We start from the raw sequence: 26,992 nt of genomic DNA, 5'->3' as shown, positions 1-26,992 counted from the left end.
CCCGTGTCGCCTCAGAGCTTGGTCACCGGGGAGAAGCGCAGGAGCAGCCGCTTGATGTTGGAGTCGCCGAAGTCGACGTGGGCCACGGCGTTCGGCGTGCCGGGCTTCTCGACCTGCACGACGCGGCCGAGCCCGTAGGAGTCGTGGGTGACCCGGTCGCCGATCTCGAGGTTCGGCACCGGGCCGCGGGGCTTGGCCGAGCCGAACGAGGGGGTCGGCGCCGGATCGTTCTTCGCGATCCGGCGGCCGTAGTCGCCGTAGCCCGTGCCGCTCGAGGCGCCCCGGTCGTAGGCTCCGAGCTGTCGCAGCGTGCTCATGGCGGATTCGGTGCGACGCCAGTCGAGCAGGTCGGCGGGGATGTCGGCGATGAACCGGGAGGCGGGCAGCTCGTTCGGCGCGCCCCACATCGTGCGCAGCCCGGCCCGGGAGAGGTAGAGCCGCGTGCGGGCCCGCGTGAGGGCCACGTAGGCGAGGCGGCGCTCCTCGGCCAGTTCGTCGGGGTCCGCGAGGGAGCGCGAGTGCGGGAACGTGCCGTCCTCGAGGCCGGTCGCGAACACGATCGGGAACTCGAGGCCCTTGGCGGTGTGCACGGTCATGAGGGTGACCATGCCGCCCTCCTCCTCGCCGGGGAGCTGGTCGGCGTCGGCCACGAGCGCGACCCGTTCGAGGAAGTCGCCCAGGTCGGCGTCCGGGTCGGCCGCGGAGAACTCGGCCGCCACGGCGTGGAGCTCGGCGAGGTTCTCCACGCGGGTGGCGTCCTGCGGGTCGGAACTCTCCCGCAGCTGGGCCAGGTAGCCGGTCTCGTCGAGGATCGCGTCGAGCACCTCGGCAGGGCTCGCGCCCCCCGCCGCGAGGGTGCGGAACCCGGCGAGCATGTCGTTGAACGCCCGCAGCCCCGTCACGGCCCGGGTGCCGAGCCCGAGCACGTCGTCGAGTTGGTCGAGCGCAGCGCCGAAACTGATCCGCAGCCGCTCGGCGTGGCCGGCGACCATCGCCTCCGACCGCTCCCCCAGGCCGCGCTTGGGCACGTTGAGGATCCGTCGCAGGTTGACCGAGTCGTCGGGGTTGGCCACCGCGCGCAGGTAGGCGATGGCGTCCTTGACCTCGCGGCGCTCGTAGAACCGGGTGCCGCCGATGACCCGGTAGGGAAGGCCGCGCCGGACGAGCACCTCCTCGAGCGCCCGGGACTGGGCATTCGTGCGGTAGAAGATCGCCACGTCTCCGGCCCGGGCCTCGCCGGCGTCGATCAGCGCGTCGATCTCCTCGGCCACGAAGGCGGCCTCGTCGTGCTCGGTGTCGGCGACGTAGCCGACGATCTTGTCGCCCGCCCCGGCGGCGGTCCACAGGTTCTTCTTCGCCCGGCCGGGATTGCGTTCGATCACGGCGTTGGCGGCGGAGAGGATGGTCTGCGTGGACCGGTAGTTCTGCTCGAGCAGGATCGTGGTGGCGGCCGGATAGTCCTTCTCGAACTCGACGATATTGCGGATCGTGGCGCCGCGGAAGGCGTAGATCGACTGGTCCGCATCCCCCACCACGGTGAGCTCGGCCGCGGGCAGGTCGCCGCCGCCCGAGCCGGTGCCGGGCCCGCCGACGAGTTCGCGCACGAGCACGTATTGGGCGTGGTTCGTGTCCTGGTATTCGTCCACGAGCACGTGCCGGAACCGGCGCCGGTAGTGCTCGGCGATCGCGGGGAACGCCTGGAGCATCGTCACGGTCGACATGATCAGGTCGTCGAAGTCGAGGGCGTGCGCCTCCCGGAGCCGCTCCTGATAGCGCCGGTAGGCCGCGGCGAGGTTCTGCTCATACGGGTTCTCGGCGGCGGTGCGCGCGAAGTCGTCCGGGTCCACGAGGTCGTTCTTCAGGTCGGAGACCCGGTGGTAGAACGCCTTGGGTGGGAACCGCTTCGGGTCGAGGTCGAGCTCGCGGCAGACGAGGGTCATGAGCCGCTGCGCGTCGGCCGCGTCGTAGATGGAGAAGCTCGAGCGCAGCCCGATGGTCTTCGCCTCCCGGCGCAGGATCCGCACGCACGCCGAGTGGAACGTGGACACCCACATGCTCTTCGCGCGCGGGCCCACGAGCTCGGCCACCCGCTCGCGCATCTCCGCGGCGGCCTTGTTCGTGAACGTGATCGCGAGGATCTCCCCGGGCCGCGCTCGCCCGGTCGCGAGCAGGTGGGCGATCCGGTGCGCGAGCACGCGGGTCTTCCCCGACCCCGCTCCGGCGATGATGAGCAGCTGCCCGCCGGTGTGCGCCACCGCCTGGCGCTGCTGCGGGTTGAGACCGTCGAGGAGGTCGTCCGCCTGCGCGGTGCCCTCCGGGGGCGTGTGGACGACGTCGCTCCCCTCCGCGTCCTCCCCTCCGATCGCGGGGAGTTGGGCATGGGGGTCGAATCGTCGCTGATCCGGCAACGGCAGGTGGGCGAATAAGGATGTCATGGCCGCACCAGCCTACGACGGCCCGGCGACCCCGAGCGGCCGCACAGAATCATGGGGCCCATCCGCGCCATCCGGGCCATGCGAGCCACGGGGATGTGGGTGGCCCGGACCACCCCTGACGTGGCCGCAGCCACCCAGTCGGGAGCGAGCCATGGATGTGGGTGGCCCGGACCACCCCTGACGTGGTCGGAGCCACCCAGTCCGGACGGAGCCATGGATGTGGGTGGCCCGGACCACCGCTGACGTGGTCGCGACCACCCACTGGGGGGGGGGGCTTGGCCTACCAGATGACGGCGATGGCGATGTTGGCGAGCACGAGGCCCGCGATGGCGCCGAGGAAACCCCGGCTCACCTTCTCCTGGTTGCGACCGCCCCAGATGATCATGCCGCCGGCGATGAGCGCGATGAGCAGCTTGATCCCGTACTTCATGTCGTTCACGTCGGTGAAGATCGCGTGGGCCAGCCCCATCGAGATGAGGCCGGCGATGATGGCGGTGAGGATGCCGTGAAGCATGCCGGTGGCGATCTTCGGCTTCCTGAGGTTGACCACGGCGCCGCCGAACACGATCGCCCAGCCGACCATGTGCAGGATCACGAGAATCTGCAGGAGAAGAGTCATGTGCTGACACTACGTCAGCACCCTGGGGGGCTCACAATCCCGGCCGTGGCCCGCGTCACAGCCGACTCGGGCTCATAGGAGCCGTCGCATCGCCGCCCAGCGGGTGAGCTCGTGCCGGGAGGAGAGCTGGAGCTTGCGCAGCACCGCGGACACGTGCGATTCCACAGTCTTGATCGAGATGAACAGCTCCCCTGCGACCTCCCGGTAGGTGTAGCCGCGCGCGATGAGGCGCATGACCTCCTGCTCCCGGGCCGAGAGCCGGTCGAGCTCGTCGTCGGCGGGCTCGCTCAGCCGGCTCGCTCCCTGGGCTCCGCCCGCACCGAAGGCGTCGAGCACGAAACCGGCGAGCCGCGGGGAGAACACCGCGTCGCCGCCCGCGACCCGGCGCACCGCGTCCGAGAGTTCGGGCCCGCTGATCGCCTTGGTCACGTACCCGCGGGCACCGGCACGCACCACGGAGACGACGTCGGCGGCGGCATCGGAGACCGACACCGCGAGGAAGCGCACCCCCTCGCCCAGGTCGGAGCAGCCGCGCACCACCTCGGCCCCGCCGCCCCCGTCCCCGCCGGGCAGGTGCACGTCGAGCAGCACGACGTCGGGCCGTAGGGCCCGGGTGGCGGCGATCCCACCCTCGACGTCGTCCGCCTCGCCCACGACCTGCAGGTCCGCGGCCAGTTCGGCGCGCAGCCCCGCCCGCACCATGGCGTGATCGTCCACCACGACCACTCGCAACGTCGTGCTCATCGGACTCCTTCTCGATCGTCGCCGCGTGCCGATCGATGCTCATGACCGCCCGGACCCGCCGCCTCATCCTGCCCGACCCGCGCGGCCGGGTCCCGCGCCTCCGCGCGCTCCGCCCCCGCACGCGGCATCGCCAGCCGCACCTCGGTGCCCTGCCCCCGCCCCGTGCGGATCCGGGCACTGCCCCCGTGCCGGCGCATCCGCATCACGATCGACTCCCGCACCCCGTGCCGGTCGGCCGGCACGGCCTCGAGGTCGAAGCCCTCGCCCCGGTCCCGCACGTACACCTCGATCTCGGCCGGCGCGACCTCGAGGTACAGGCTCACCGGCGCGGCCCCGTGCCGGACCGCGTTCGTCAGCGCCTCCCGGGTCGCGGCCACGAGCGCGGCGGCGCCGGCACCGGGCACGTCGTCGCCCACGGTGATCGCGTCGATCTGCCGGCCGTAGCGTTCCTCCACCTCCGCGGCCACCGCCTCGACCTGGCGCGCGATCGAGCCCTCCGGCGAGGCCGGATCCGTGTACAGCCAGTCGCGCAGCTGCCGCTCCTGCGAGCGCGCCAGCCGCCGCACGGCCTCCGGGTCCTCGGCCCGGGAGCGGATGAGCGCGAGGGTCTGCAGCACCGAATCGTGCAGGTGCGCGGCGATATCGGCCCGTTCCGACTCCCGTGCGCGTGCCGCCCGCTCGCTGCCCAGGTCCTGCCACATCCTCAGCCCGACCGGCGCCAGCACCACCGCGACCGCGGCCACGAGGAGCAGCCCGACCCCCGCGGCCCAGACGATGAGGTCGAGGGTGCGACCGCGCCCGGCGAACAGCACGACCCCGACGGCCGCGAGCCCACACCCGGCCACCACGCGGGCGAGCACGACGGACCGGGGGCGAGCTGCGTCGTCCCCACGCCCCAACTCGCTCCACGCGAGCGCGGCGCCGAGACACACGAGCACGAACGCGATGATCCACGAGGCGCCGCCGGCGATGTTGCCGCGCAGCGCCAGCAGCAGGACCGCGACCGCGAGCAGCGCCCCGGCCAGCACGAGTTCGCGACTCGACACCCGGGTGCGCAACGAACGCAGCCGCGGGGCGAGGCGGCTCGGGCCGGGGGTGTCGCCGCCGGGCACGACCGCCCACAGCCACGCGTACATCAACGCCCCCGCGCCGAGTGCGACCGTGGCGCCGACGAACGCCCACCGCACCGATCGGACCGGCAGCCCGAGGTGATCGGCGAGGCCGGCGCACACCCCGGCGAGCCGCCGGCCCGCGTGGGGACGGCGCAGCTCGGGTCGGGGCGTGGGCGTCACCGGGCCATCGTGTCACGCACGGGCCCGGCCGGACCGGGGCGCGGGCCCGATCAGGGACGAACCAGGGGTCGACCAGGGGTCCGCCGCGCCGGAAATCAGGGGAGTCCCCCATAGCGGCACGGGCCCGCGTCCGGATTGACTGTGGGGCATGCACAGCACACAGGAGCAGACCTCACCGCCGCAGGCGCCGGGGGCATCGTTCTTCGCCTCGATCCGGCGCGCGGGGATCGTGCGCACCCAGAACCGGTGGGGCGGCGGCGTGGCCGGCGGGCTCGCCCGGCGGTTCAACATCGATCCCGCGATCATGCGCGGGGTCTTCGTGATCGTGACGCTCTTCAGCGGCGTGGGCCTGCTCGTGTACGGGCTGTGCTGGGCGCTGCTGCCGGAGGAGACCGACGGGCGGATCCATCTGGAGGAGGCGATGGCGGGGCGCTTCGACGCCGCCCTTGCCGCGGCGGGTGCGGCCCTCGTGATCGGGCTCGCCCGGCCGGGGCTGTGGTTCGCCCCGTTCGGGGGCAGCGGCGCGTGGGGGATCTTCATCGCGATCATCGCCGTGGGCGCGGTCGTCGCCCTCGTCGCGGTGGCCCGGTCGCGCTCGTCGGGCGGTGCCGGGCCGGGCGCTTCCGGGCCGGGCGCTTCCGGGCCGACGGGAGCGACGGGCGGGCCACCGGGGCAGGAGGGTGCCGGGGCACCAGCGGCCACGGCGGAACCCACCGCGCACACCGGGGCGGTGGCGATCTCCGAGACCAGGGCGTTGCCGGTGGCGTCCGCGGCGGCAGGCCGCTCGGAGCCGGAGATGGACACGTCTCGGCGGGTGACCGAGGACCCCGCGCCCATGGCGCCGACCGAACGGTTCGAGGCTGCCCGGGCGGGGGCGGCACCCACGGAGCAGCTCGCGCCGGTGTCCTCGGATCCGGCAGCCACCGAGAAGTTGGGGGCGGGACCGGCGGCGGCCGGTCCCGCCGGTGCGACCGATGCCGCGCCGCCGTTGTGGAGCGGGCAGCCCCGGCCGTATCCCCTGGCTCCCCCGCAGGCCGACCCGACCGCCCCGACCGGACAAACAGGGCCGACCGGGCCGAGCGGGCCAACCGGGCCGTGGGGGCAGTACCGGGCGCCGATGCCGTCGCGCCGCCGCACTTCGCGGCCGGGCTATCGACTCGTGCTGCTGGGCCTCGCGGGGGTGTTCCTCGTGCTCGCAGGCGTCCTGCTCGCATGGTTCAGCGGATACGTCTCGATGGCGATGCCGCCGCTGGTCATGGCCGGAGGCGCGCTCGTCGCCGTCGGCGTGGTCGTCACGATCGCCGGCCTGCTCGGGCGGAGGGGCGGCCTACTCTCGCTCGTGTCGATCGTCGGGCTCGTCGTCGCCGGAAGCCTCGTGATCGGCGGCTTCGACAACTACGGGTCGGGGGCCCTCACGTGGGACTCCAGCCGCACGATCGCCCACGCCCCCGCCACGTATCAGGTGACCGACCGGGCCGATCTCGAACGCTTCGAGGCCTGGTACTCGCAGAATTCCAGTGGACCGACCGTCCTCGACTTCACGACGGCAGCCGCATCGGTCGATGAGGCGGGCCTCGATCTCGGCAGCATCGCGCTCCCGCCGGGCGCATCGCTCGACCTGCGAATCCCGGCCGACGTGCCCTTCGACGTCCGGGTCACCGGCGAGAACGCGTGGGTGGATGCGTGGGACCTCTCCGGGGTGAGGGCGCACGCCACCCGCGCGGTGCAGAACTGGGGCCCGGAGCAATGGGTCCTCGGCGCCGGCGGCAGTCTCGATTTCACCTCGGCCCTCGTGGGCGAGCCACTCCGGCTGCACCTCGACGCGCCCGAGTCCGCGACCAGTATCCAGTTCGTACAGGAGCAGTCATGACCAGCAGCCCGAACGCGACCGTACCGACGAACGATGGTCCGAACGACGCAGCAGGGAGTCCGACGGCGGCGAAGCGGCGCACCCCGCGTGCCGGGATCCGCAGCACCACGGTGGTCTGGGGCCTGCTACTCATCGCCGGTGGCGTGCTCGTGGCGGCCCTCGGCCTCGGCTACCGGCTCGACGCGATCACGTTCACGGTGATCGTGAGCGCCGGACTCGGCGTCGCCCTGTTGCTGCTGGCGATCCTGCCGCGCCGGGCGCCCCGGGCGACCGTCACGGTGTACGAGCCGTGGCCCGCCGAGGGCCCAGGTGTCATGCCGGTGGCTGGGTCGGGCGGATTCGTCGCCCCCGCCGCGACCGTCGGCGTATCGGGGATGGACGCCGCACCCGACCCAGTCGACGCCGCACCGGCGGCACCGGCGGCGGCACCGACGGAGCCGCCCACGACCGCGGCGCAGTCCGATCAGTCGACGATCGAATTCCCGCGCTCCGGCCACGAGCCGCCCCCCGACGACGCCACGGCGACTTCGGCCGGACCCCCCACCGGCGACGACTGGTGGGATCCGAGCGCCAAGCGCGACTAGCCCTTGTCCTCGCGGCCTCCCCACCCGGGCCGGTTCCAGTAACGCGACGTCGCCATCGGGTGACCGGCCTCCTGCTGCTTCCGGCTACTCGACGCGATCGCGAGACTTCTCGGGAATTTCTTCGACTTGTTTCCCCGGCAGTGTTCCTGGGTGCCCTTGGGCGGTTGGGGCCGGGGGAATGTCGGTGGTCGCTGAGACCATGATTGGTATGGAACTTCAGCAGCTGGTGGGCGAGGTGGGCGATGATGCCGGCCTGGTCGCTCGGCTGCGTCAGGGCCGCGATACCGTGGATCGGGTCAAGTTGGAGCAGCTCGCGTTGGCGGCGACGTGGGTGCAGTGGCATCCGTTCGTCATCGCCGATGACTATGACGGCGATGAGGACCTGGCCGGTGCGCCGCGGCTCGTGGCCGAACGCGCCCATGCCCGCAACGCGATCTGGGAGCGGGAGGGCCACGTGGTCACCCCGGCCACGACCGGCACCGGGGCCGACTCCGGGGCCGTGGCCGGCGCGGGTGCCACGGGCTCTGATTCGATGGATGCCCCGGCGGCCGCCACCACGTCGTCCTCCTCCAGCGAGTCCGCCACCGGCGGTGACGCCACCGCCGCGTGTGCCGATCCCGCGCCCTCGGCCAGTGGCACGCTTGCAGGTGCTTCCTCCTCTCCTGCGGCCGGCGGGCCGGCCACCTCCAGCTCCGGGGCCGGGGTCTCGGGGTTCGTGGCCTCGGGTGGTGAGCACGGGGCCGATCTGGGGGTCGATCCGGGCACGGGGGTGCGGGGGTTGTGGACGGTGGAGGAGTTCTCGATCTCGACGTTCGCGACCGCGGCCGGGATGGGTCTGGGCGCGGCCGAGCGGCTGCTGCTGGAGGCCGAACAGTTGCGGGTGCGGCTACCGCGCCTGTTCGCCCGGACCATGGCCGGGCGGACGCGGGTGTGGCGGGCCCGTACCCTCGCCCGGGCGACCCTGTTCCTCTCGGAAGAGGCCTGTGGCTACGTCGATGCCCAGCTCGACCTCGTGCCCTTGAACTTCGGGCAGGCCCAGCTCGATGGCCTGATCAAGCGGGCCCTGATCGAGCACATGCCCGAGGAGTACGAAGACCTCGAGGAACGCTTCGCCGCGCCCCCGGCACGAGACGTCGTGTTCAAGCACGCACGCGACGGGACCGGGGACACGAGCGTGCAGGCCGTCCTGCCCGTCGTGGAGGGCCGCATCCTCGAAGACGTCATCGACCACCTCGCCGCCACCCTCACCGCCCAGGGCTGGAAGCTGACCGCGGGCGAGTTGCGCTCCTACGCCATGGGCGACCTCGCCCGGCTCCGCTACGACGGCCAACACCCCCTCACCCCACCCGAGACCCCCACCAGCGAGCCGAACAGTGGGCCGACCGGTGCCCAGCTGCCCGGCAGACCACCCGACGGGCCGAACGATGGGCCGGCAGGGCCGAGCCGGTGTGGGGATCCGAACTGCACCGGCAACCGCCACGACGACGACCCGGTGACCACCGCCAGCCCGGTGACCACGGGCGTCCCGGTGACCACGGGCGTCCCGGTGACCACGGGTGGGGCGGGTGTGCCGCGTGGCAAGATCTTGATGTACTTGCACGTCCAGGCCCGTGACCTGTTCCCCTTCGGCATCCCGAACACCGGCCCACCACCACCGCCGACACCCGGCGGCGCCGGAGCTGCGGGAGCCGATCACGGCGATGACGCCGCCGGCAGGCCCGCCACGCGCGCATCCGGGCCCCCGACCGGGCCGACCGGGCCGCTGACCGAGCCCACCGAGCCGACTGGGTCGCCTGGGCCGCTGACTGGGTCGTCGTTGGGGATTGATCCCGGCCGGTTGCGGCGGACGCCGGTGCGTATCGAGGCCCGCGGCATCCCGGCCGGCACGTTCATCAGCGCCGCCGAACTCGCCCCGATGTTCTACCGGCCATCCGCGCTCACCCCGCACGGACGCCCCTGCACCGGTGACTGCCTCACCCGGCCCACCGGCCCGCCCGACGGCCCGCCCGCGGGCCCGATCCTCGACCGGCGCAGGCACCGATCTGACAGCAGCCGATCTGGCAGCAGCCGATCTGGCGGCATTGAGGGGACAGCCCTGCCCGGAACCGGCGGGACCGACAGCACAGGTGTGTCCACCGCTCCCGGATCCGTCGAGGTCGCCGCCGAGGCCGGCGAGACCGTCCGGCCCGGAACCGGCGAGACCGACACCACAGGTGTGTCCACCACTCCCGGATCCACCGTAGTCGCCGCCGGGGCCGGCGAGACCATCCTGCTCGGGGCGTCGGCCGGCAGCCCCGGCTCCGGTGCTGCCGGTGCTACGGGTGCTACGGGTGCTGTCGGTGCTACGGGTGCGGCCGGTAGCGGGTTGGCGTGTTTCGCGCCGGAGATCATCGTTCGTCCGGTCCTGGACCTGGACGAGCCACTCGCCACGGACTGCTACACCCCGTCCGAGCGGCTGCGTGAACAACTCGTCCTGGCCGAGGATCGATGCGCCTTCCCCTGGTGTACCCGCACCGCCCGCGCCTGCGACCTGGACCATATCCAGGCCTGGCACACCACCCGGCCCCGCACCGGCCCGAACGCCGGCGCCGAGGTCGCCACCGGCGGGGCGACCTGCCTGTGCAACCTCGCCCCGCTGTGTCGGGCGCATCACCGGCTCAAGACCCACGCCCGCGCCGCCGCCGCGTCCCACGGCCGGCACGCGGCCTGGACCTACGTCAAACTCGATACCGGCACCTACCTGTGGACCGGCCCCCACGGCCTCCGGCTCCTACGCACCCCGTGGGGCACCTACGACACCCAGAACACCGGCATCCAGAACACCGACATCCACGAACCAGACGAGCCGGGTCAGACGAGCAAGACGAGCGACCACCGTGACTCGAACGGTCCGAACGGCGTGGACGGCGTGGGCGGCCCGAACGACCCGACCGACCTGACCGGCTCGAACGGTCCGACCGGCGTGGGCGGCTCGACCGGCCCGACCGGCCCGACCGACTCAATCGGCACGACCGACGCAACCGGTGCGACCGGCGCGACCGGCGCAACAGGCGTGGGCGGCGCGAGCGAACGGTCCGCGAACGGGGCGATGTCCCCGCAGCGGGAACGGGCGAACCGGGCCCACTGGTCCGAGGCCACCCTCGAGAACCGGGACATCCTCGAGGCCTGCAACCACGACATCATCAAGAGAGCCGACCAGGCCCGCGCCGCCAGACGCCTAGCAGAAGAGGCCGCAGCCGACGCCTGCCGACTCGACGAACCACCCTTCTGACCACGCCGGTCCCGGAGCGCCGAGCCCCTCGCGGCCTCAGGACCGGCCTTCCGCGCCTTCCGCGCGCAACGCATCCATCGTCCGGCGGGGGCCGGTGAGCACACCGCCGTCGACGGGCAGCGTGATACCGGTAATCCACGAGGCGTCCTCAGAGAGGAGGAAGGCGATCGCCGCAGCGATGTCCTCCGGCTCCCCGAGCCGACCGAGCGGATAGAGGGGGATGAGCGGGTCGGGCCCGCCGACCTCGTCCCACACCCGGGTCCGGACCGTCCCGGGCGCCACGACGTTGGCCCGGATGCCGCGCGGCCCCAACTCCGCCGCGAGGTTGCGCGCGAACGACACGAGCCCGGCCTTCGCCGCGGAGTAGGCGTCCTCGCCGAAGGCCGCGAGCCCGTTGACCGAGCTGACGAACACGATCGCGCCACTGTCCCCCAGGTACGGCACGCCGGCCCGCACGAGCCGCATCGCCCCGCCGAGGTTGAGGTCGACCGCCCAGTTCCAGTCCTCGTCGGTCATGCCCTCGGCCACGCTCGGTCCACGCCGGGCCGCCCCGGCCACGTTCACGAGGAAGTCCAGCTCCCCGACCGCCGCCACCGCATCGATTAGTGCGCGGTCGACGGTCGCCGTCTCGGTCATGTCGCAATCGACCACGACCGCGCCGGGCAGGTCCGCGGCCACGTCCCGCGCCGCCCCCACATCGACATCGGCCAGCACCACGCGGGCACCCTCCGCGGTCAGGCGGCGCGCGGTGGCGGCCCCGATCCCGTGCGCGGCACCGGTGACGACCGCGGTCCTGCCTGCGAATCGGCTCGCGTCCATGCGGCCTCCCTTCCAGTGAGGGAAACCTACCCGACCCGGTGAGGCGTGTGCGTCACATCGCCGCAGCCCCCGGCGGGCCGCACCCGCCTCACTCCCACTCGATCGTGCCCGGCGGCTTGCTGGTCACGTCGAGCACGACCCGGTTCACGTCGGGCACCTCGTTGGTGATCCGGTTGGAGATCTGGGCGAGCAGGTCGTACGGCAGGCGGGACCAGTCGGCGGTCATCGCATCCTCCGAGCTCACGGGCCGCAGCACGATCGGGTGGCCGTAGGTGCGCCCGTCCCCCTGCACACCGACGGAGCGCACGTCGGCGAGCAGCACGACCGGGCACTGCCAGATCTCCCGGTCGAGGCCGGCCTTCGTCAGTTCGGCGCGCACGATCGCGTCGGCCGCGCGCAGCGTCGTCAGCCCCTCGCGGGTGACCTCGCCGACGATCCGGATGCCGAGCCCCGGCCCGGGGAACGGCTGGCGCCAGACGATGCCGTCCGGCACACCGAGCTCGAGGCCGACCTGGCGCACCTCGTCCTTGAACAGCTGCCGCAGCGGCTCCACCAGCGAGAACTGCAGGTCGTCCGGCAGGCCGCCCACGTTGTGGTGGGACTTGATGTTCGCGGCGCCCTCGCCGCCGCCGGACTCGACCACGTCCGGGTAGAGCGTGCCCTGAACGAGGAACTTCACGTCCTCCCCGCCGCTCACGAGGTCGCGCGCGGCGGCCTCGAAGGCGCGGATGAACTCGCGCCCGATGATCTTGCGCTTGGTCTCCGGGTCCGTCACCCCGGCGAGCGCATCGAGGAAGGTGTCGGAGGCGTCGCGCACCATGAGCTTGACGCCCGTGGCGGCCACGAAGTCCTGCTCCACCTGCTCGGCCTCACCGGTGCGCAACAGGCCGTGGTCCACGAACACGCACGTGAGCTGGTCGCCGACGGCCCGCTGCACGAGCGCCGCGGCGACCGAGGAGTCGACGCCGCCGGACAGCCCGCAGATGACCTTCGCGTCCCCGACCTGGGCGCGGATGGCCGCGACCTGCTCGGCGATGACGTTCGCCGCGGTCCAGTCCGGGCTCAGGCCCGCGCCGCGGTAGAGGAAGTTCTCCAGGGTCGCCTGCCCGGCCTCGGAGTGGAGCACCTCCGGGTGCCACTGCACGCCGAAGAGCCGCCGCTCCCGATCCTCGAACGCGGCGACGGGCGCGCCCTCGCTCGAGGCCAGCACGTCGAATCCGTCCGGGGCGCGGGTCACGGCGTCGCCGTGGGACATCCACGCGAGCGGGCATGCGGGCGAGCCCTCGAGCAGCGTGCCCGGCTCGGCCACGGTCACCTCGGTGCGCCCGTACTCGCGCCGGCCGGTCTCGGTCACGGTGCCGCCGAGTGCCGCCGCCATGGTCTGGAAGCCGTAACAGATCCCGAGCACGGGCACGCCGGCCTCGAACAGCGCCGGGTCGATCCCGGGCGCGCCCTCGGCGTACACCGACGCCGGCCCGCCCGAGAGGATGATGGCCGCGGGATCCCTCGCGAGGATCGCCTCGGCGCTCAGCGTGTGGGGGACGACCTCGGAATACACCCGGGCCTCGCGCACGCGGCGCGCGATGAGCTGGGCGTACTGGGCGCCGAAGTCGACGACGAGGACAGGGCGGGGCAGAGCAGCGGTCACCGGTCAAGGATAAGGGACGACGCAGCTCGCCTCACGCGGGTCGGCGCGCCTCGAGCGTCGTGTTCACCCAGTGGCTCGTGCGGGTCTCCATGACGAACGAGAGCACGGGCACGACGCCGCCGGCGACGAGCGCGAGAATCCGCCCGACCGACCACTTCATCCGGCTCCACAGGTCGAAGACGGCGATGAGGTAGACGACGTAGATCCAGCCGTGGATGAACGGCACCCACGCCCCGATGACGGGCTTCGCCGACCCCTGCTCGTCGAGGCCGGCCGCGTGGAACACGTATTTGAGCACCATCTCCAGGCACAGCAGCAGGAGCATCCCGCCGGTGACGAAGGCCATGACCCGGTAGCGGGCGAAGGCGGAGCGGTCCTTCTGTTCGGCGATCCGGGTGACGTCGGCGGGGTCGGAAACGGGAGAGGTCATGGGTCCATTCTCACGGTCGTGCGGGTGGGGTCACAACGAGCGGGTCGCGGGCGGCCTCCGGCGGGCCGGCTGCTCCGACGTCGTCGTCGGCGGCGGCAGCAGCAGCGGCGAGGTCGCGGGCCTCGTCGCGGACCATGCGCCACCAGATGAGCACGGCGAATCCACCGAAGATGAACCATTCGCCGGCATAGGCGAGGTTCTGCAGGTTGAGGCCGCCGCCGGAGAGGGTGGGCACGGCGACGTCGTCGAGCGGGGGCAGGCCGGCGGGATCGGGCACGGCCGGGTCGGATTCGGCGAGCACGATGAAGCCGGAGTAGATCGGGGTGGACCATTCGTTCACGAGCTGGGCGGAGCTGACCGCCCCGATCTCGTCGCCGTCGACCGGGTCGCCCACGGCCTGGGAGCCGTCGAGGTAGCCGATCGCCTCGACCCGGGTGCCCTCGGCGTTCAGGTAGGCCGGGTCGGTCTCGGCGACCCAGCCGCGCACGACCGGCAGCACGGCGCCGCCGTCGGTGCGCAGCCCGGAGAGCACCCAGTAGCCGCTGGTCCACAGGTCCGTGTTCTCCGGGTCGGCCGGGTCGACCCGGAACTGCCCCGGCACGAAGAACTCGGGGCCGATGTAGGTGCCGGCCACGTGCACCCGGCGCCCGACCATCTCCTGGGTGAAGTGGGTCTGCGGCTCGGCGATGTCGCCGATCGGCACGGGCGCTGCCTGCTCGCGCGCGGCGAGCTCGGCGGCCCGGCCCTGTTCGGCGCGGGCGACGGCCCGGTCGAGCTGCCAGGCCCCGAGCCGGATGCACACGGCCGCAGCGGCGAGGATCACCACGAGCAGGACGAGCATCCGCCGGGTGAGCGCCGCCTGACGCCAATGCTTCCCGCTCGGGCGCGGGGACGGTTCTGACACGCTCCTACTGTACGTCGACCCCCTGGGCGTCTAGGCCCTGTGGCCCGCCCCCCGCCGGCCGCCGCGCCCTAGGATCGACCTGGGACCGGCCACCATCCACGGCCGGGGCCCGCCGTCGTTCGACCCGCCCACCCGACCTGGAGGGACCAGCACATGTCGGCCCGCAGCATCTACGTCGCCTCCCCCGAGGGGCACACCGGCAAGTCCTCGATCGCGCTCGGGATCGTGGATCTGCTCGTGGGTCAGGTGCGCCGGGTCGGCGTGTTCCGGCCGGTCATCCGCTCCCGGTCCGAGCCCGACGCGGTGCTCTCGCTGCTGCTGCGCCACGTCGGGGTGGACCTGCCCTACGAGGACTGCACCGGGGTCACCTACGACGAGATCCATGCCGATCCGGAGGCCGCGCTCGGCCGGATCATCTCCCGCTACCGTGACGTCGCCCACCGCTGCGACGTCGTGGTCATCGTGGGCTCGGACTACACGGACGTCGCCGGCCCGACGGAGCTGGCCTACAACACGCGCATCGCCGCGAACCTCGGATCGGCGGTCGTGCTCGTGACCTCGGCCTGGCAGCGGGCCGGCTCGGACGTGCGGCACGTGGTCGACGTGGCGATGGCCGAGCTCGCCGCGGGCCACGCGCAGGTGGTCGCCGTCGTCGCCAGCCGCGCCGTCCCCGAGCACCTCGAGGACGTGCGCGCGGCGCTGGCGGACCTGCCCGTGCCGAGTTGGGCCCTGCCCGACGTGCCCCTGCTCTCGGCGCCGTCGGCGCGCGAGCTCATGGACGCCGTCGACGGCGCGCTGTGGGCCGGCGACGACGCCCTCCTCGACCGCGAGGTCGAGAACGTCATCGTGGGCGGCATGACGATGGACCACATCCTCGACCGACTCACCGACGGCGCCATGGTCATCGTGCCGGGCGACCGGTCGGAGGTGGTGCTCTCGATCGTCGCCGCCCACGCGGCCGAGTCGTTCCCCTCGCTCGCCGCGCTCATGCTCAACGGCGGCTACCTGCCCTCGGAGCAGGTGACCCGGCTCGTGCAGGGTCTGGGGCAGCGGCTGCCGATCGTCACCACCGGCCACGGCACCTTCGAGACCGCGAGCCGCGCGGCCGCCACCCCGGGCCTCATGGGCACCGGCTCCCAGCGCAAGATCGACGTGGCCCGCTCGACCTTCGAGGCACACGTGGACGGCGCCCGGTTGCGGGCCGCGGTCGCCGTGCCGCGGGCGAGCGTGGTCACCCCGCTCATGTTCGAGTACGACCTGATCGAGCGCGCCCGCGCGAGCCGCAAGCACGTCGTGCTCCCGGAGGGCGGCGACGAGCGGATCCTGCGGGCCGCGTCCACGCTGCTCGCCCGCGACGTGGTCGACCTCACGCTGCTCGGAGACGAGCAGGCGATCCGTGCCCGCGCCACCGAGCTGGGCCTCGACCTCTCCGGGGCGCAGGTACTCTCCCCGACGGAGCCGGAGCTGCGGGAGCGCTTCGCCCAGGAGTATGCGCGGCTCCGCGCCCACCGCGGGATGACGGTCGACCGGGCGCGCGAGGTCGTGACCGACGTCTCGTACTTCGGCACGATGATGGTCCAGCTCGGCCTCGCCGACGGCATGGTCTCGGGCGCGGCGCACACCACCGCGCACACGATCAAGCCCGCGTTCGAGATCATCAAGACCTCCCCGGGCACTCAGGTCGTCTCCTCGGTGTTCTTCATGTGCCTGCCGGATCAGGTGCTCGTGTACGGCGACTGCGCGGTCAACCCGGACCCGAACGCGGCCCAGCTCGCCGACATCGCCCTCTCCTCCGCCGAGACCGCCGCCCAGTTCGGGGTCGACCCGCGGGTGGCGATGCTCTCCTACTCCACCGGCACCTCCGGTTTCGGGGCGGACGTGGACAAGGTGCGCGAGGCGACCGACCTGGCCCGCGAGCGCACGCGGCAACGGGGCATGGACCTGAGCATCGAGGGACCCATCCAGTACGACGCGGCCGTGGACGCCTCGGTCGCCGCCACGAAGCTGCCCGGTTCCGACGTCGCCGGCAAGGCGACCGTGTTCATCTTCCCCGACCTCAACACCGGCAACAACACCTACAAGGCCGTGCAGCGCAGCGCCGGCGCCGTGGCCGTCGGGCCCGTGCTCCAGGGGCTGCGCAAGCCGGTGAACGACCTATCGCGAGGAGCATTGGTGCAGGACATCGTCAACACGGTGGCGATCACCGCCATCCAGGCGCAGGGGCTCGATACCGCTGCCGGCACCATCGGCGAGGGAGGCCTCCGATGACCAACGTCCTCGTGATCAACTCGGGCTCCTCCTCCCTCAAGTACCAGGTGGTCGACGCCACGACCGGGATCGCCGCCGCCACCGGGCTGATCGAGCGCATCGGGCTCGCCGGCGGGCGGCTCATCCACGAGCGCGGCGCCGCCGGCCGGTCGGGGGCCGAGACGACCGAGTGGCAGATCGACGCGGCCGACCACACGGTCGCCGTCGAGCAGATGCAGCGGGCGTTCACCGAGCTCGGGCCGGATCTGGCCGACATGGACCTGGCCGCGATCGGGCACCGGGTGGTCCAGGGCGGGGCCCGGTTCGGCGGCCCCGTGCTCGTCACCGAGGAGGTCAAGCAGATCATCGACGATCTCGCGGACCTCGCCCCCCTGCACAATCCCCCGAACCTGGCGGGGATCGAGGCGGCCCAACGCGCCTTTCCCGACCTCGACCACGTCGTCGTCTTCGACACCGCGTTCCACCTGAGCATGCCCGCGCGGGCGAGCAACTATGCGCTCAACGCGGCGGTGGCCCGCCAATACCGCATCCGCCGCTACGGCTTCCACGGCACGTCGCACTCCTACGTGGCCCGGCAAGCGGCCCAGTTCCTGGGCAAGCGCGACTCGGACACGAACGTCATCGTGCTCCACCTCGGCAACGGCGCCTCCGCCACGGCGGTCGCCGGCGGCGCCTCGATCGACACGTCGATGGGTCTGACCCCGCTCGAGGGCCTCGTCATGGGCACGCGCACCGGCGACATCGACCCGGCGGTGGCGCTCTACCTGAGCCGGCACGCCGGCATGGGAATCGACGAGATCGACGACCTGTTCAACCGCCGCTCCGGGATGCTCGGGGTCACGGGCCACCAGGACATGCGCGACGTGATCGAGGCGTGGGAGGCGGGCAACCCCGACGCCGAGCTCGGCCTCGACCTGTACACCTACCGGCTGCGCAAGTACCTCGGCTCCTACCTCGCGGTGCTCGGCCGGGTCGACGCGGTCGTGTTCACCGCCGGCATCGGCGAGAACTCCCCCGACATCCGGCTGCGCACCATGTCCGGGCTCGACCACCTCGGCATGGGCATCGACCCCGCGCGCAACCTCGAACGCAAGCCCGGCGTGCGCGACATCAGCTCGGAGTCCGCCCGGGTGCGCACGCTCGTCATCCCCACGAACGAGGAATGGGAGATCGCGCGGCAGACGATGGAAGTCGTGCTCGCGCCGGGCGAACACGAACCGCGCGCGCTTCCCTGAGGCGAGCGACGTCGTCCATAGGCACTGGGCGGGCCGGCGCGATCGACCCTCCTCGATGACGACTTGCCCGAGCGCGTGGCGTCCCACAAGGCCACGCCCGCCGGGCCTTGACCGACCGAGTGAATTCGGTCCGATTCCCAGCCGATTCACATAAAGGACTGGTAAAGTCGATCGTGACCTGGTGACGAACCGAGGGGGCCGTGCCTAGCATGGCCACCTGACTCAACGAAGGTGGGGCGTGATGACGGAGACCGACCAGCGGCAGGGCCGCCGCGACCGGGTGGCGATCGAGTTGCGCGACGTGTGGGACGACGATCTGCCGACCTTCAACGAGTATCTGCGCGATCCGCAGTCCCAGGCGATGGCCTCCTCCACCTTCGTCGACTACACCGATACGCAGGGGTTCAACTCCTACTGGAGCAAGTTGCGCAGCAACGAGGAGGCGACCGTGCGCACGATCACGCTCGCCGGCCGGCCGCACGAGGTCGTGGGCCATATCGCGGTGTCGCCGGGCGGCAAGGGCCTGCAGGTGAGCTACTGGATCGACCGCGAGCACTGGGGCCAGGGCATCGCGACCTCCGCGCTGCGGGCGATGCTGGCGGAGGTGGCCGAGCGGCCGATCTTCGCCAACGTCACCCGGATCAACGAGCCCGGGGCCGCCGTGCTGCAGCGCAACGGGTTCAATCGCGCGGGCAACGACTCGGGCTTCGACGCCGGCAAGGGCCGGATGATCGACGACGTCATCTTCCGCCTGGGCTGACGCCTCCCCCAGCGGAGCCCGCCCGGCCCCTCGGCCAGAGAATGTCGGCGCGGTGTCGGAGGCTGAGGCCATGGCACTGTTCCTCACTCGGCGCCGCGACTCACTCATCCTCCTCGGGGTGGGCGTGGCCCTGTGCGCCGAACTCACGCTCCCCACGATCGTCCTTCTCGCCCCCGCCGGCGCGGACGGCGGTTCGGCGTTCGATGCCGTGGCGCGTGTGGGAGCGGGCCTCGCCGAGAACACCTGGTGGGCGATCACCTTCACGGGCGCGGCAGTGCTCGCGATCCACGCATTCGCCTATCAGGACGCCCGTGTCAGCGACGATGCGGCGTCCTGGCGCCGTCGGAGCACCCTCGCCGCGGCGGCGGCGCTGCTCACGGCATGGCTCCTCGGCTACTGCATGCTCGTGGCGATCTCCCGGCACGGGCAGGACCGGCTCACGCTTCTCATCCAGGTCGTCGTGCCGGTCTGCGCCATCGCAGTTGCGGCCGTCGACGTCGGACGCCTGGTCACGGCCGCCCCACGGGTCCGGCTCCGCAACGCCGCCAACGCGCTCGAGCGCGTCGACGAATCGCTGCGGCGGGCCGAAGACGCGTGGGAGTCCACGTGGCGCCCCTCACGCGCCTTCCCCCTGACCGCCGACCCGGCCGGCGGGTGGCTGCGTTCCCTACTCGCGCTCGGCGCCGCCATCGGCGGCTGGTCGGCCCTGGTCTGTGCCGTGTACTCGGTGGCCTGTGTGGTCGCTCGAGGCGCCCTGTGGCCGGTACCGCGCGCGCCGTCGATCGGCATCCTCGCCGTCTCGTGCCTGACCCTGTTCATGATGCGGTCGCTCGTGGGGGCCGCAACGCTCGATGCGACGAGTGCCTGGCGCATCCTGGGCACAGCCCTCGTGGCCCTGATCGCCGTCCCGGTCTGGCTGTCCGCGGTCCTCGCTCATGAATCGTTCACCACCGGGCCCGAGGACTCCTGGAGCTTCGTCGCCGCATCGATGCTCGTGGTCGTTCTGGCGCTCGGGCCCCTTCCATCACTGCGGATGAGACGGCGAATGCTCCGGGGTCACTGGCCGTTGAATCGCGCCGCGGTCGCCCTGGCGATCCGGCACAGGAGACTTCGACGGGAATTGGTCACGCGCGAGCTCGCACGTATCGAGCGGTTCCTGGCAGGCCTGGAGCGGCGCGCGCCCAGGCTGAGTGCGCGCCCGACTCCGATCGCGGTCGGTACTCAGCGGGTGCTCCTGCGGCCCCGGACCCGGGTGTCGCCGAGGCGAGACCCTACGGGTGGGTCATCGACATCAGGTCGAGGGCCTCGTCGAGCTGGGCCTCGGTGAGGTCGCCGCGCTCGACGTAGCCGAGGTCGACCGCCGCCTGCCGGATCGTCAGGTTCGCCGCGATCGAGTGCTTGGCGATCGTCGCGGCCGCCTCGTAGCCGATGATCCGGTTCAGCGGCGTGACGATCGAGGGCGAGGACTCGGCCAGTTCGCGGGCCCGATCCGCGTTCGCCGCGATCCCGTCGACGGTCTTCGTGGCGAGCACCCGGGTGGAGTTCGCGATCAGGGTGATCGACTCGAGCACGTTGCGGGCCATCATCGGCATCATCACGTTGAGTTCGAATGAGCCCGAGGATCCGCCGAAGGCGACCGCGGCGTCGTTGCCCACGACCTGGGCGCACACCATGAGCACCGCCTCGGGCACCACGGGGTTGACCTTGCCGGGCATGATCGAGGAGCCGGGCTGCAGGTCCGGGATGTGGATCTCGCCGAGGCCGGTGCGGGGGCCGGAGCTCATCCAGCGCAGGTCGTTGCAGATCTTCGTGAGCGAGACCGCGATCGTGCGCAGCTGACCGCTCAGCTCCACGAGCCCGTCGCGGGCGGACTGGGCCTCGAAGTGATCGGCGGCCTCGGTCACCGGCAGGCCGGTGTTCTCCGCGATGAGGCTGATGACCCGCTGCGGGAACCCGATCGGGGTGTTGATCCCGGTGCCGACGGCCGTGCCCCCGAGCGGCAGCTCGGCCACGCGCGGGAGCGCCGAGGCCACCCGTTCGATTCCGTAGCGGATCTGCTGGGCGTAGCCGCCGAACTCCTGCCCGAGGGTCACCGGGGTGGCGTCCATGAGGTGGGTCCGGCCGGCCTTGACGACGTCCGCGAACTCATCCCGCTTCGCCTCGAGGGAGGTGGCCAGCAGTTCGAGCGCGGGCAGCAGCTCCGAGGTGACGGCCTCGGTGGCGGCGATGTGGATCGAGGAGGGGAACACGTCGTTCGAGGACTGGGAGGCGTTCACGTGATCGTTCGGGTGCACGTCGGTCCCGGACTCGGTGGCGAGGGTGGCGATCACCTCGTTCATGTTCATGTTCGACGACGTGCCCGAGCCGGTCTGGAACACGTCGATCGGGAAGTGGTCGTCGAATTCGCCGGCGATGACCCGGTCGGCGGCCGCCATGATCGCGGCCGCGCGGGCGTCGTCGAGGTAGCCGAGCTCGTTGTTGGCCCGGGCCGCGGCCCGCTTGACGTGCGCGAGCGCGGCGATGTGGTGCCGGGAGATCCCGCGGCCGGAGATCGGGAAGTTCTCGACGGCCCGCTGGGTCTGGGCGCGATACTTCGCCCCGATCGGGACCCGCACCTCCCCCATCGTGTCGTGCTCGATGCGGTACTGGGTCTCGTCGCTCATCACATCTCCGGCAGTGCTCAAGGTGACCTGTAGGTTCCCCTTCAGTATCCCATCGAGCTCCTGGGCCGGTCTCCATGGTCGAACGGGGGATCCGGCCCTCATATCCAATGATCGAAGGGCCGAAGTCACCGTTCGGCATATCCACAGAGCAGTCAGCGGCCCTCGTTATCCACCAGCCGTGACCCTCGAGCCGACACGTCGGACCGTCGTGTGGTCCGGTTGGATCATGGTGCGACAACTCGACATCCTCGCAGCAGCCGCACGTCGCCAGGCCGGTCTCGTCAGTCGGCGGCAGCTGCTCGCGTACGGCATCACGAAGCGGCAGATCGAGACGAGGACTCGACGCGGCGAGTGGCACCGCGTGACGACCGGGGTCTATGACCTACGGGCCGGGTCCGAGAGCGTGGACCGTTTCGATCACGCCCGCTTGCGGTCGGCCTGGACGGGGCTGCTCGCGACCGACCCGCACGGCATCGCGGCCGGCGCCTGCGCCCTCGCCCTTCTCGGGGCATGGGGGCTGCCGCCGTCGCTGCGACCCGAAGTCTGCCTCCCGGGGGCGATGCACACACCGGGCGCGCCCGGGGTGACGGTCCGACGCTTCAGCAAACCGCTGGAACTCGTGGAGCTGCACGGCCGTCGGTTGGCGAGCCCGGTCACGGCCCTCATCCAAGCGGTGCCGGAGTGGCCGCGGGACGTCGTCGTCGCGGTGCTCGACTCGGCCCTGAACCGTGGTCTCATCGACGCGGTCGACCTCGAGCGTATCCGTACCGGCGTGCGCGGTCGGCGGGGAGCGGCGCGGCTGCATCCGTGGTGGCCCCTCGTCGATGGACGCGCGGGTTCCCCAGTCGAGACGAAGGCGCGACTTCAGTGCCTCGATGCCGGCCTGCCCCCGCCGCGACTTCAGGTTCCGATCCTCGATGCGACGGGATGGCCCATGGCGTTCGCGGACCTCGGCTGGCTCCGTACGGATGGCATCTGGGTCGTGGTGGAGATCGACGGCCGCAGCATTCACACCAGGCCCGAGGCACTGTTTCGGGATCGTGCTCGCCAGAACGCGATCGCCCAGGCCGGCGGCTACCTCCTCCTCCGCTTCACGGCCAAGGACGTCCGCGAGCGCCGCATCGCGAACGAAGTCGCCCACGCGCTGCGTCGCTAGACCGTCGAATGGTGCATTCGGCACCGAGTTCACCGGAATACGGGGCTGGATCCACCGCTCGACGAGGCCTGCGGGCTACCGGCGGGCGTCAGCCGTCGAGGGCGTGATCCAGTGCGCGCCAGTCGACCCCGGAGGGGGCCCGGTCGACGATCGTCTGCAGCAGCCCGAGCCGGGCGGCCTTGAGCGCATCGTCCTCGGCCATGACGAGCACCTCGTCGAAAAATCGGGTGAGCAGCCCCACGGAGTCGACACTCACCCGAGCCCACTCGGGCAGCGGGGCCCGGGAGAAGTCCGTCAGGTCGGCCACGGCGTCGGCGAGGGCGAGCTCGGCGGCGTCGGTGAGCACCGACCGGTCGAAGGCTCCCTCGGTGCCCTGGGGCACGATCCGGGTGATCCGCTGCACCTGCTCCACGAGGCCGCCGAAACCCTCGACCGCGCGGGCCGCCGGGAGCTGATCGAGCACGGCCTGGGCCCGGAAGGGCTCGTTGGTCATCGGGGTGATGACCGCCACGTGCTCGGCGGAGACGCCCTCGTCGCGCAGCTGCTGCTCGAACCGCCCGGTCACGAACTCGACGACGGCCGCGCGAGCCTCCGGGCTCACCTCGATGCCCTGCTCCTCGAGCCTTGCGGCCGCGATGCCGACGCCGAACTCGATGCCGAGCTCCTCGAGCGCCGGGTGCATCCGCAGCACGCTCACCACGCCGAGCGCCGCGCGCCGCAGCGCGAACGGGTCGGAGGACCCCGTCGGCTTCGCGCCGATCGCGAACATGGCCACGAGCAGGTCGAACCGGTCGGCCAGCGAGAGCAGCGCCCCGGGGACCGAGGTCGGCAGCACGTCCCCGGCCGAGCGCGGCAACTCCATCTCGAACAGCGCGGTGGCGACCTCGGGGCTCAGGCCCGCCTTGAGGGCGTAGTCGCGTGCCATGACCCCGGCGAGGGAGGAGAGCTCGACGACCATCTGGGTGGCGAGGTCGAATTTCGCGAGCCGGCCGGCCTCGACGAGGGTCCGCTGATCGGTCTCACTCAGCGGGGCGTCCAGCCCGTCGAGGACCGTGGCGAGGTTCGCGGCGCCGTCGCGGATCCGGTCCGCACGGGCGGCCACGGACCCGAGCCGGTTCTCGAACGTCAGCCGCTCGAGCCGGCCGCGGAACACCTCGGGCGCCACCTCGCGGTCGGCATCGTAGAAGAAGGCCGCGTCCTCGTAGCGGGCGCGCAGCACGTTCTCGTTCCCGACCCGCACGGCGTCCTCGTCGCACTCGCCGTTCGCGATCGCCACGAAGTACGGCAGCAGGGCGCCGTCGGCGGAACGCACCGGCAGGTACCGCTGATGCTTGCGCATGACCGTGGTGAGGATCTCCTCGGGCAGCTCGAGGTAACGTGCCTCGTACTCGCCGAGGATGCCGTGCGGGGCCTCCACGAGGTTCGTGATCTCGTCGAGCAGCCCGGCCTCGGCGCCGGCGTCGATCAGCCCGCCCACTCCGGCCGCGAGCGCGGTGGCCTGCTCGAGCACGATCGCCCGGCGCCGCTCCGGTTCGAGCACGAAGCCGCGCCCGGTCAGCACCCGCTCCAGGTCGGCCGCCGTCTCGATCCGCACGAGCGGGGCGGCGTCGGTGCGGCCGAGGTAGGTGGTGCGGCCCGAGTGCACACCCGAGGCGTGCGTCGGCACGACCTCGCCGCCCCAGAGCGCCACGAGCCAACGGATCGGCCGGGAGTAGGACAGCTCCGGGTCGCCCCAGCGCATGTTCTTGTCGGCCCGCAGCCCCGTGACGATCTCACCGAGCGCGTCGGCGACCACCTCGAGCACGCTGCGGCCGGGCCGGCTGCGGCGCACGACGACGTGCTCCGTGCCGCCGAAGTCCGCCCGCTCGAGCTCCTCCGCCTCGACCCCCTGCCCGCGGGCGAACCCGAGGGCGGGCTTGGTCGGGTTGCCATCCGCGTCGTAGGCGGCGCTCACCTTCGGACCCTTGCGCAGCTCGTCGGCGTCCGGCTCGTAGGAGGCGACGGCGGCGACCCGGGCCACGATCCGCCGCGGAGTGCCCGCCACGACGATCGGCCCGTGCTCGAGCCGGGAGGCCGCAAGCCTGCTCGTCAGCCCCTCGCGCACCTGCTCGATCGCCTGGTCGAGCACGTGCGGCGGCAGTTCCTCGACGCCGATCTCGATCGCCAGCAGCTCCGGGGCCGCGCCCCGCAGGGCCTCGCTACGGGAGGCGAGCTCATCGCCGTCCATCGGCTCGCCGGCGGCCGGCGGCATGACGGAATCGTTGCGCAGCCCGGGCGCCGCGCCGTCCAGGAGCGGGAAGCCTAGCTCCTCGCGGCGGGCGACCCACAGCGCGGACACCTCACGCGCGAGCCGGCGCATCGTCGAGAACGCCTGCGCCCGCTCGGTGGTCGAGATCGCGCCGCGCGAGTCGAGCACGTTGAACGCGTGCGAGCTCTTGAGCACGTACGTGTGCGCGGGCACGGGCAGGCGCGCCTCGATCATCCGCTCCGCCTCGCCGATATAGCGGGCGAAGAGCTCCTGGTTCGTGGCCACGTCCGCGTCGTCGAGGTAGTAGCGGGACATCTCGTACTCGCCCTGGGCGAAGATCTCGCCGTAGCTCACGCCCTCGGCATAGACCATGTCCTTGAAGTGCGTGACCCCCTGCAGGGCCATCATGATCCGCTCGACGCCGTAGGTGATCTCCACCGAGACCGGGTCGAGGTTCTGCCCGCCGACCTGCTGGAAGTACGTGAACTGGGTGATCTCGAGCCCGTCGAGCCACACCTCCCAGCCGAGGCCCCACGCGCCGATCGCCGGCTGGGCCCAGTTGTCCTCGACGAAGCGCACGTCGTGGGCGTCGACGTCGATCCCGAGCGCCCGCAGCGAGTCGAGGTAGAGCTCCTGCGGGTTGCCCGGGTCCGGCTTGAGGATCACCTGGAACTGGGTGTGCTGCTGGAGCCGGTTCGGGTTCTGGCCGTAGCGGGCGTCGTCCGGGCGCACGCTCGGCTCGACGTAGGCCACGTGCCACGGCTCGGGCCCGAGCACGCGCAGGATCGTCGCGGGGTTCATCGTGCCCGCACCGACCTCCGTGTTGAACGGCTGGGTCACGAGGCAACCGCGATCGGTCCAGAATTGTTGCAGCGTCAGCAGGGCGTCTTGAACGGTGAGCACCCTGCTAGGGTACCGAGCCGCGCAGCCGGTTCGGTTCAACCACCTGTTCAGAGTATGGACGGCGCCCGCTCACCCGCGCGCGGGTGTCGCGAACTCGCTCAGCCGGCCCGTGTACGGGGCCAGGTCGATGCCCTGGGAGGCGACCCAGGCGTCGTTGTAATAGGTGTCGAGGTAGCGGTCGCCGGCGTCACAGATGATCGCCACCACGCTCCCCCTCTCCTCGGCCGCGCGCATCGCGGTGATCTTCTCCAGCGCCGCCCACAGCGCGGTGCCGGTGGAGCCGCCGACCGGCTGGCCGAGCTGGACCGAGAGGAACCGCATCGCGGCGATGCTCGCCCCGTCCGGCACGCGCACGACCGAGTCCACGAGCTCGGGGATGAAGGAGGCCTCGACGCGGGGCCGGCCGATCCCCTCGATCCGGGAGCCGGTCGCCGTGGTCGTGAGGTCGCCGGTCTCCCAGGCGCAGGCGTAGGCCGAGCCCTCGGGGTCGGCGACGCACACCGCGGTGTCGTAGCCCGCGAGCCGCAGGTAGCGCCCGAAGGTCGCCGACGTGCCGCCGGTGCCGGCGCCGATGCTCACCCACCGGGGCACCGGGTGGCGCTCCTTGCTCAGCTGGTCGAGCACGCCGGCGGCGATGTTCAGTGGGCCGGTCCAGTCCGAGGCGCGTTCGGCGTAGGTGAACTGGTCGAGGTAGAGCCCGCCGGTCTCGAGCGCGAGGCGTTCGGACTCGGCATAGATCGTTCTCGGGTCGTCCACGAGGTGGCAGGTGCCGCCGTATGCGACGATCCGATCGATCTTCGCCCGGCTCGTGCCCCGGGGCATGACAGCCACGAACGGCAGTCCGAGCAGCTGGGCGAAATACGCCTCGCTCACGGCGGTCGACCCGCTCGAGGCCTCGATGACCCGCCGACCCGGCTCGAGTCGGCCGTTGCACAGGGCGTACATGAACAGGGCCCGGGCGAGGCGGTGCTTGAGGCTGCCGGTGGGCTGTTTCGACTCGTCCTTGAGGTAGAGGTCGATCCCCCAGTCCACGGGCAGTGGGAACTGCAGCAGCGGGGTCTCGCCGCACCGGGTGGCCTCGGCGTCGAGCCGGCTCAGCGCCCAGGTGGTCCAGGTGCGCCGATCGGCGACGGTGCTCACGGC

General features: G+C 72.1%; 19 protein-coding genes. 8 read left to right on the top strand and 11 right to left on the bottom strand.

The window, feature by feature from the left end:
* Nucleotides 1–11: 11 nt before the first annotated feature.
* The 4 genes from pcrA to GCG21_RS12410 all read right to left on the bottom strand — a co-directional run bounded on the left by pcrA (nt 12) and on the right by GCG21_RS12410 (nt 5,090).
* Entirely contained in the window at nt 12–2,435 is a 2,424-nt protein-coding gene (pcrA, locus tag GCG21_RS12425; protein ID WP_152910004.1) for a DNA helicase PcrA, read from the bottom strand.
* 280 nt (nt 2,436–2,715) lie between these two features.
* Nucleotides 2,716–3,054 (bottom strand): hypothetical protein, encoded by a 339-nt coding sequence (locus tag GCG21_RS12420; protein WP_152910003.1) that lies wholly within the window; start codon nt 3,052–3,054, stop codon nt 2,716–2,718.
* A gap of 72 nt (nt 3,055–3,126) precedes the next feature.
* A complete protein-coding gene (locus tag GCG21_RS12415) occupies nt 3,127–3,798 on the bottom strand; it encodes a response regulator transcription factor (protein ID WP_152910002.1) in 672 nt (223 codons plus the stop codon).
* The gene (locus tag GCG21_RS12410) at nt 3,795–5,090 is read right to left on the bottom strand and encodes a PspC domain-containing protein (protein WP_370517501.1); all 1,296 of its coding nucleotides are present in this window, start codon (nt 5,088–5,090) and stop codon (nt 3,795–3,797) included. The genes GCG21_RS12415 and GCG21_RS12410 overlap by 4 nt, the downstream gene beginning before the upstream one ends.
* A 148-nt stretch (nt 5,091–5,238) precedes the next feature.
* On the opposite strand from GCG21_RS12410, the gene GCG21_RS12405 reads away from it, so the two are divergent.
* From GCG21_RS12405 to GCG21_RS12395, 3 genes are all read left to right on the top strand, one after another.
* Entirely contained in the window at nt 5,239–6,960 is a 1,722-nt protein-coding gene (locus tag GCG21_RS12405; RefSeq protein WP_152910001.1) for a PspC domain-containing protein, read from the top strand.
* Nucleotides 6,957–7,544 (top strand): hypothetical protein, encoded by a 588-nt coding sequence (locus GCG21_RS12400; RefSeq protein ID WP_152910000.1) that lies wholly within the window; start codon nt 6,957–6,959, stop codon nt 7,542–7,544. Before GCG21_RS12405 ends, GCG21_RS12400 begins: the two co-directional genes overlap by 4 nt.
* A 208-nt stretch (nt 7,545–7,752) precedes the next feature.
* Nucleotides 7,753–10,815, top strand: coding sequence for an HNH endonuclease signature motif containing protein (locus GCG21_RS12395; protein WP_152909999.1), 3,063 nt, complete (start codon nt 7,753–7,755; stop codon nt 10,813–10,815).
* A 36-nt stretch (nt 10,816–10,851) separates the two neighbouring features.
* Here the strand turns inward: GCG21_RS12395 and GCG21_RS12390 are convergent, their stop codons facing one another.
* From GCG21_RS12390 to GCG21_RS12375, 4 genes are all read right to left on the bottom strand, one after another.
* Nucleotides 10,852–11,634 (bottom strand): SDR family NAD(P)-dependent oxidoreductase, encoded by a 783-nt coding sequence (locus tag GCG21_RS12390; RefSeq protein WP_152909998.1) that lies wholly within the window; start codon nt 11,632–11,634, stop codon nt 10,852–10,854.
* An 88-nt stretch (nt 11,635–11,722) separates the two neighbouring features.
* Entirely contained in the window at nt 11,723–13,282 is a 1,560-nt protein-coding gene (gene guaA / locus GCG21_RS12385; RefSeq protein ID WP_370517500.1) for a glutamine-hydrolyzing GMP synthase, read from the bottom strand.
* A gap of 31 nt (nt 13,283–13,313) precedes the next feature.
* Nucleotides 13,314–13,712, bottom strand: coding sequence for a DUF3817 domain-containing protein (locus GCG21_RS12380; protein ID WP_152909997.1), 399 nt, complete (start codon nt 13,710–13,712; stop codon nt 13,314–13,316).
* 10 nt (nt 13,713–13,722) lie between these two features.
* The gene (locus GCG21_RS12375) at nt 13,723–14,616 is read right to left on the bottom strand and encodes an SURF1 family protein (RefSeq protein WP_370517499.1); all 894 of its coding nucleotides are present in this window, start codon (nt 14,614–14,616) and stop codon (nt 13,723–13,725) included.
* A 153-nt stretch (nt 14,617–14,769) separates the two neighbouring features.
* Here GCG21_RS12375 and pta point away from each other — a divergent pair, with 153 nt between their 5' ends.
* The 4 genes from pta to GCG21_RS12355 all read left to right on the top strand — a co-directional run bounded on the left by pta (nt 14,770) and on the right by GCG21_RS12355 (nt 20,206).
* The gene (gene pta / locus GCG21_RS12370) at nt 14,770–16,884 is read left to right on the top strand and encodes a phosphate acetyltransferase (protein ID WP_152909996.1); all 2,115 of its coding nucleotides are present in this window, start codon (nt 14,770–14,772) and stop codon (nt 16,882–16,884) included.
* Nucleotides 16,881–18,119, top strand: a complete 1,239-nt coding sequence (locus GCG21_RS12365) for an acetate/propionate family kinase (RefSeq protein WP_152909995.1) — start codon at nt 16,881–16,883, stop codon at nt 18,117–18,119. Before pta ends, GCG21_RS12365 begins: the two co-directional genes overlap by 4 nt.
* Before the next feature lie 241 nt (nt 18,120–18,360).
* Entirely contained in the window at nt 18,361–18,879 is a 519-nt protein-coding gene (locus GCG21_RS12360) for a GNAT family N-acetyltransferase (protein WP_152909994.1), read from the top strand.
* 70 nt (nt 18,880–18,949) lie between these two features.
* A complete protein-coding gene (locus GCG21_RS12355; RefSeq protein ID WP_152909993.1) occupies nt 18,950–20,206 on the top strand; it encodes a hypothetical protein in 1,257 nt (418 codons plus the stop codon).
* Here the strand turns inward: GCG21_RS12355 and GCG21_RS12350 are convergent.
* Nucleotides 20,151–21,542: an aspartate ammonia-lyase gene (locus GCG21_RS12350; RefSeq protein WP_152909992.1), complete on the bottom strand. Its 1,392-nt coding sequence runs from the start codon at nt 21,540–21,542 to the stop codon at nt 20,151–20,153. The genes GCG21_RS12355 and GCG21_RS12350 overlap by 56 nt on opposite strands.
* Nucleotides 21,543–21,768: 226 nt before the next feature.
* On the opposite strand from GCG21_RS12350, the gene GCG21_RS12345 reads away from it, so the two are divergent.
* A complete protein-coding gene (locus tag GCG21_RS12345) occupies nt 21,769–22,698 on the top strand; it encodes a type IV toxin-antitoxin system AbiEi family antitoxin domain-containing protein (protein WP_152909991.1) in 930 nt (309 codons plus the stop codon).
* Between the two features lie 88 nt (nt 22,699–22,786).
* On the opposite strand, the gene GCG21_RS12340 is transcribed toward GCG21_RS12345, so the two are convergent.
* Together GCG21_RS12340 and GCG21_RS12335 are read right to left on the bottom strand one after the other, a co-directional pair.
* Entirely contained in the window at nt 22,787–25,849 is a 3,063-nt protein-coding gene (locus GCG21_RS12340; RefSeq protein WP_370517498.1) for a glycine--tRNA ligase, read from the bottom strand.
* A 69-nt stretch (nt 25,850–25,918) separates the two neighbouring features.
* Nucleotides 25,919–26,989, bottom strand: a complete 1,071-nt coding sequence (locus tag GCG21_RS12335; protein ID WP_370517497.1) for a PLP-dependent cysteine synthase family protein — start codon at nt 26,987–26,989, stop codon at nt 25,919–25,921.
* Between the last annotated feature and the right edge of the window lie 3 nt (nt 26,990–26,992).

The organism is Pseudactinotalea sp. HY160 (genome assembly GCF_009372055.1).
Lineage (GTDB): Bacteria > Actinomycetota > Actinomycetes > Actinomycetales > Beutenbergiaceae > HY158.
This window is presented reverse-complemented; position numbering and strand designations above follow the sequence as displayed.

Coding starts and splice junctions, on each gene's coding strand:
- GCG21_RS12350 (WP_152909992.1), bottom strand. CDS start 21,542: ATGAGCGACGAGACCCAGTACCGCATCGAGCACGACACGATGGGGGAG.
- GCG21_RS12355 (WP_152909993.1), top strand. CDS start 18,950: ATGGCACTGTTCCTCACTCGGCGCCGCGACTCACTCATCCTCCTCGGG.
- GCG21_RS12360 (WP_152909994.1), top strand. CDS start 18,361: ATGACGGAGACCGACCAGCGGCAGGGCCGCCGCGACCGGGTGGCGATC.
- GCG21_RS12400 (WP_152910000.1), top strand. CDS start 6,957: ATGACCAGCAGCCCGAACGCGACCGTACCGACGAACGATGGTCCGAAC.
- pcrA (WP_152910004.1), bottom strand. CDS start 2,435: ATGACATCCTTATTCGCCCACCTGCCGTTGCCGGATCAGCGACGATTC.
- GCG21_RS12345 (WP_152909991.1), top strand. CDS start 21,769: ATGGTGCGACAACTCGACATCCTCGCAGCAGCCGCACGTCGCCAGGCC.
- GCG21_RS12395 (WP_152909999.1), top strand. CDS start 7,753: ATGGAACTTCAGCAGCTGGTGGGCGAGGTGGGCGATGATGCCGGCCTG.
- GCG21_RS12415 (WP_152910002.1), bottom strand. CDS start 3,798: ATGAGCACGACGTTGCGAGTGGTCGTGGTGGACGATCACGCCATGGTG.
- pta (WP_152909996.1), top strand. CDS start 14,770: ATGTCGGCCCGCAGCATCTACGTCGCCTCCCCCGAGGGGCACACCGGC.
- GCG21_RS12420 (WP_152910003.1), bottom strand. CDS start 3,054: ATGACTCTTCTCCTGCAGATTCTCGTGATCCTGCACATGGTCGGCTGG.
- GCG21_RS12390 (WP_152909998.1), bottom strand. CDS start 11,634: ATGGACGCGAGCCGATTCGCAGGCAGGACCGCGGTCGTCACCGGTGCC.
- GCG21_RS12380 (WP_152909997.1), bottom strand. CDS start 13,712: ATGACCTCTCCCGTTTCCGACCCCGCCGACGTCACCCGGATCGCCGAA.
- GCG21_RS12365 (WP_152909995.1), top strand. CDS start 16,881: ATGACCAACGTCCTCGTGATCAACTCGGGCTCCTCCTCCCTCAAGTAC.
- GCG21_RS12405 (WP_152910001.1), top strand. CDS start 5,239: ATGCACAGCACACAGGAGCAGACCTCACCGCCGCAGGCGCCGGGGGCA.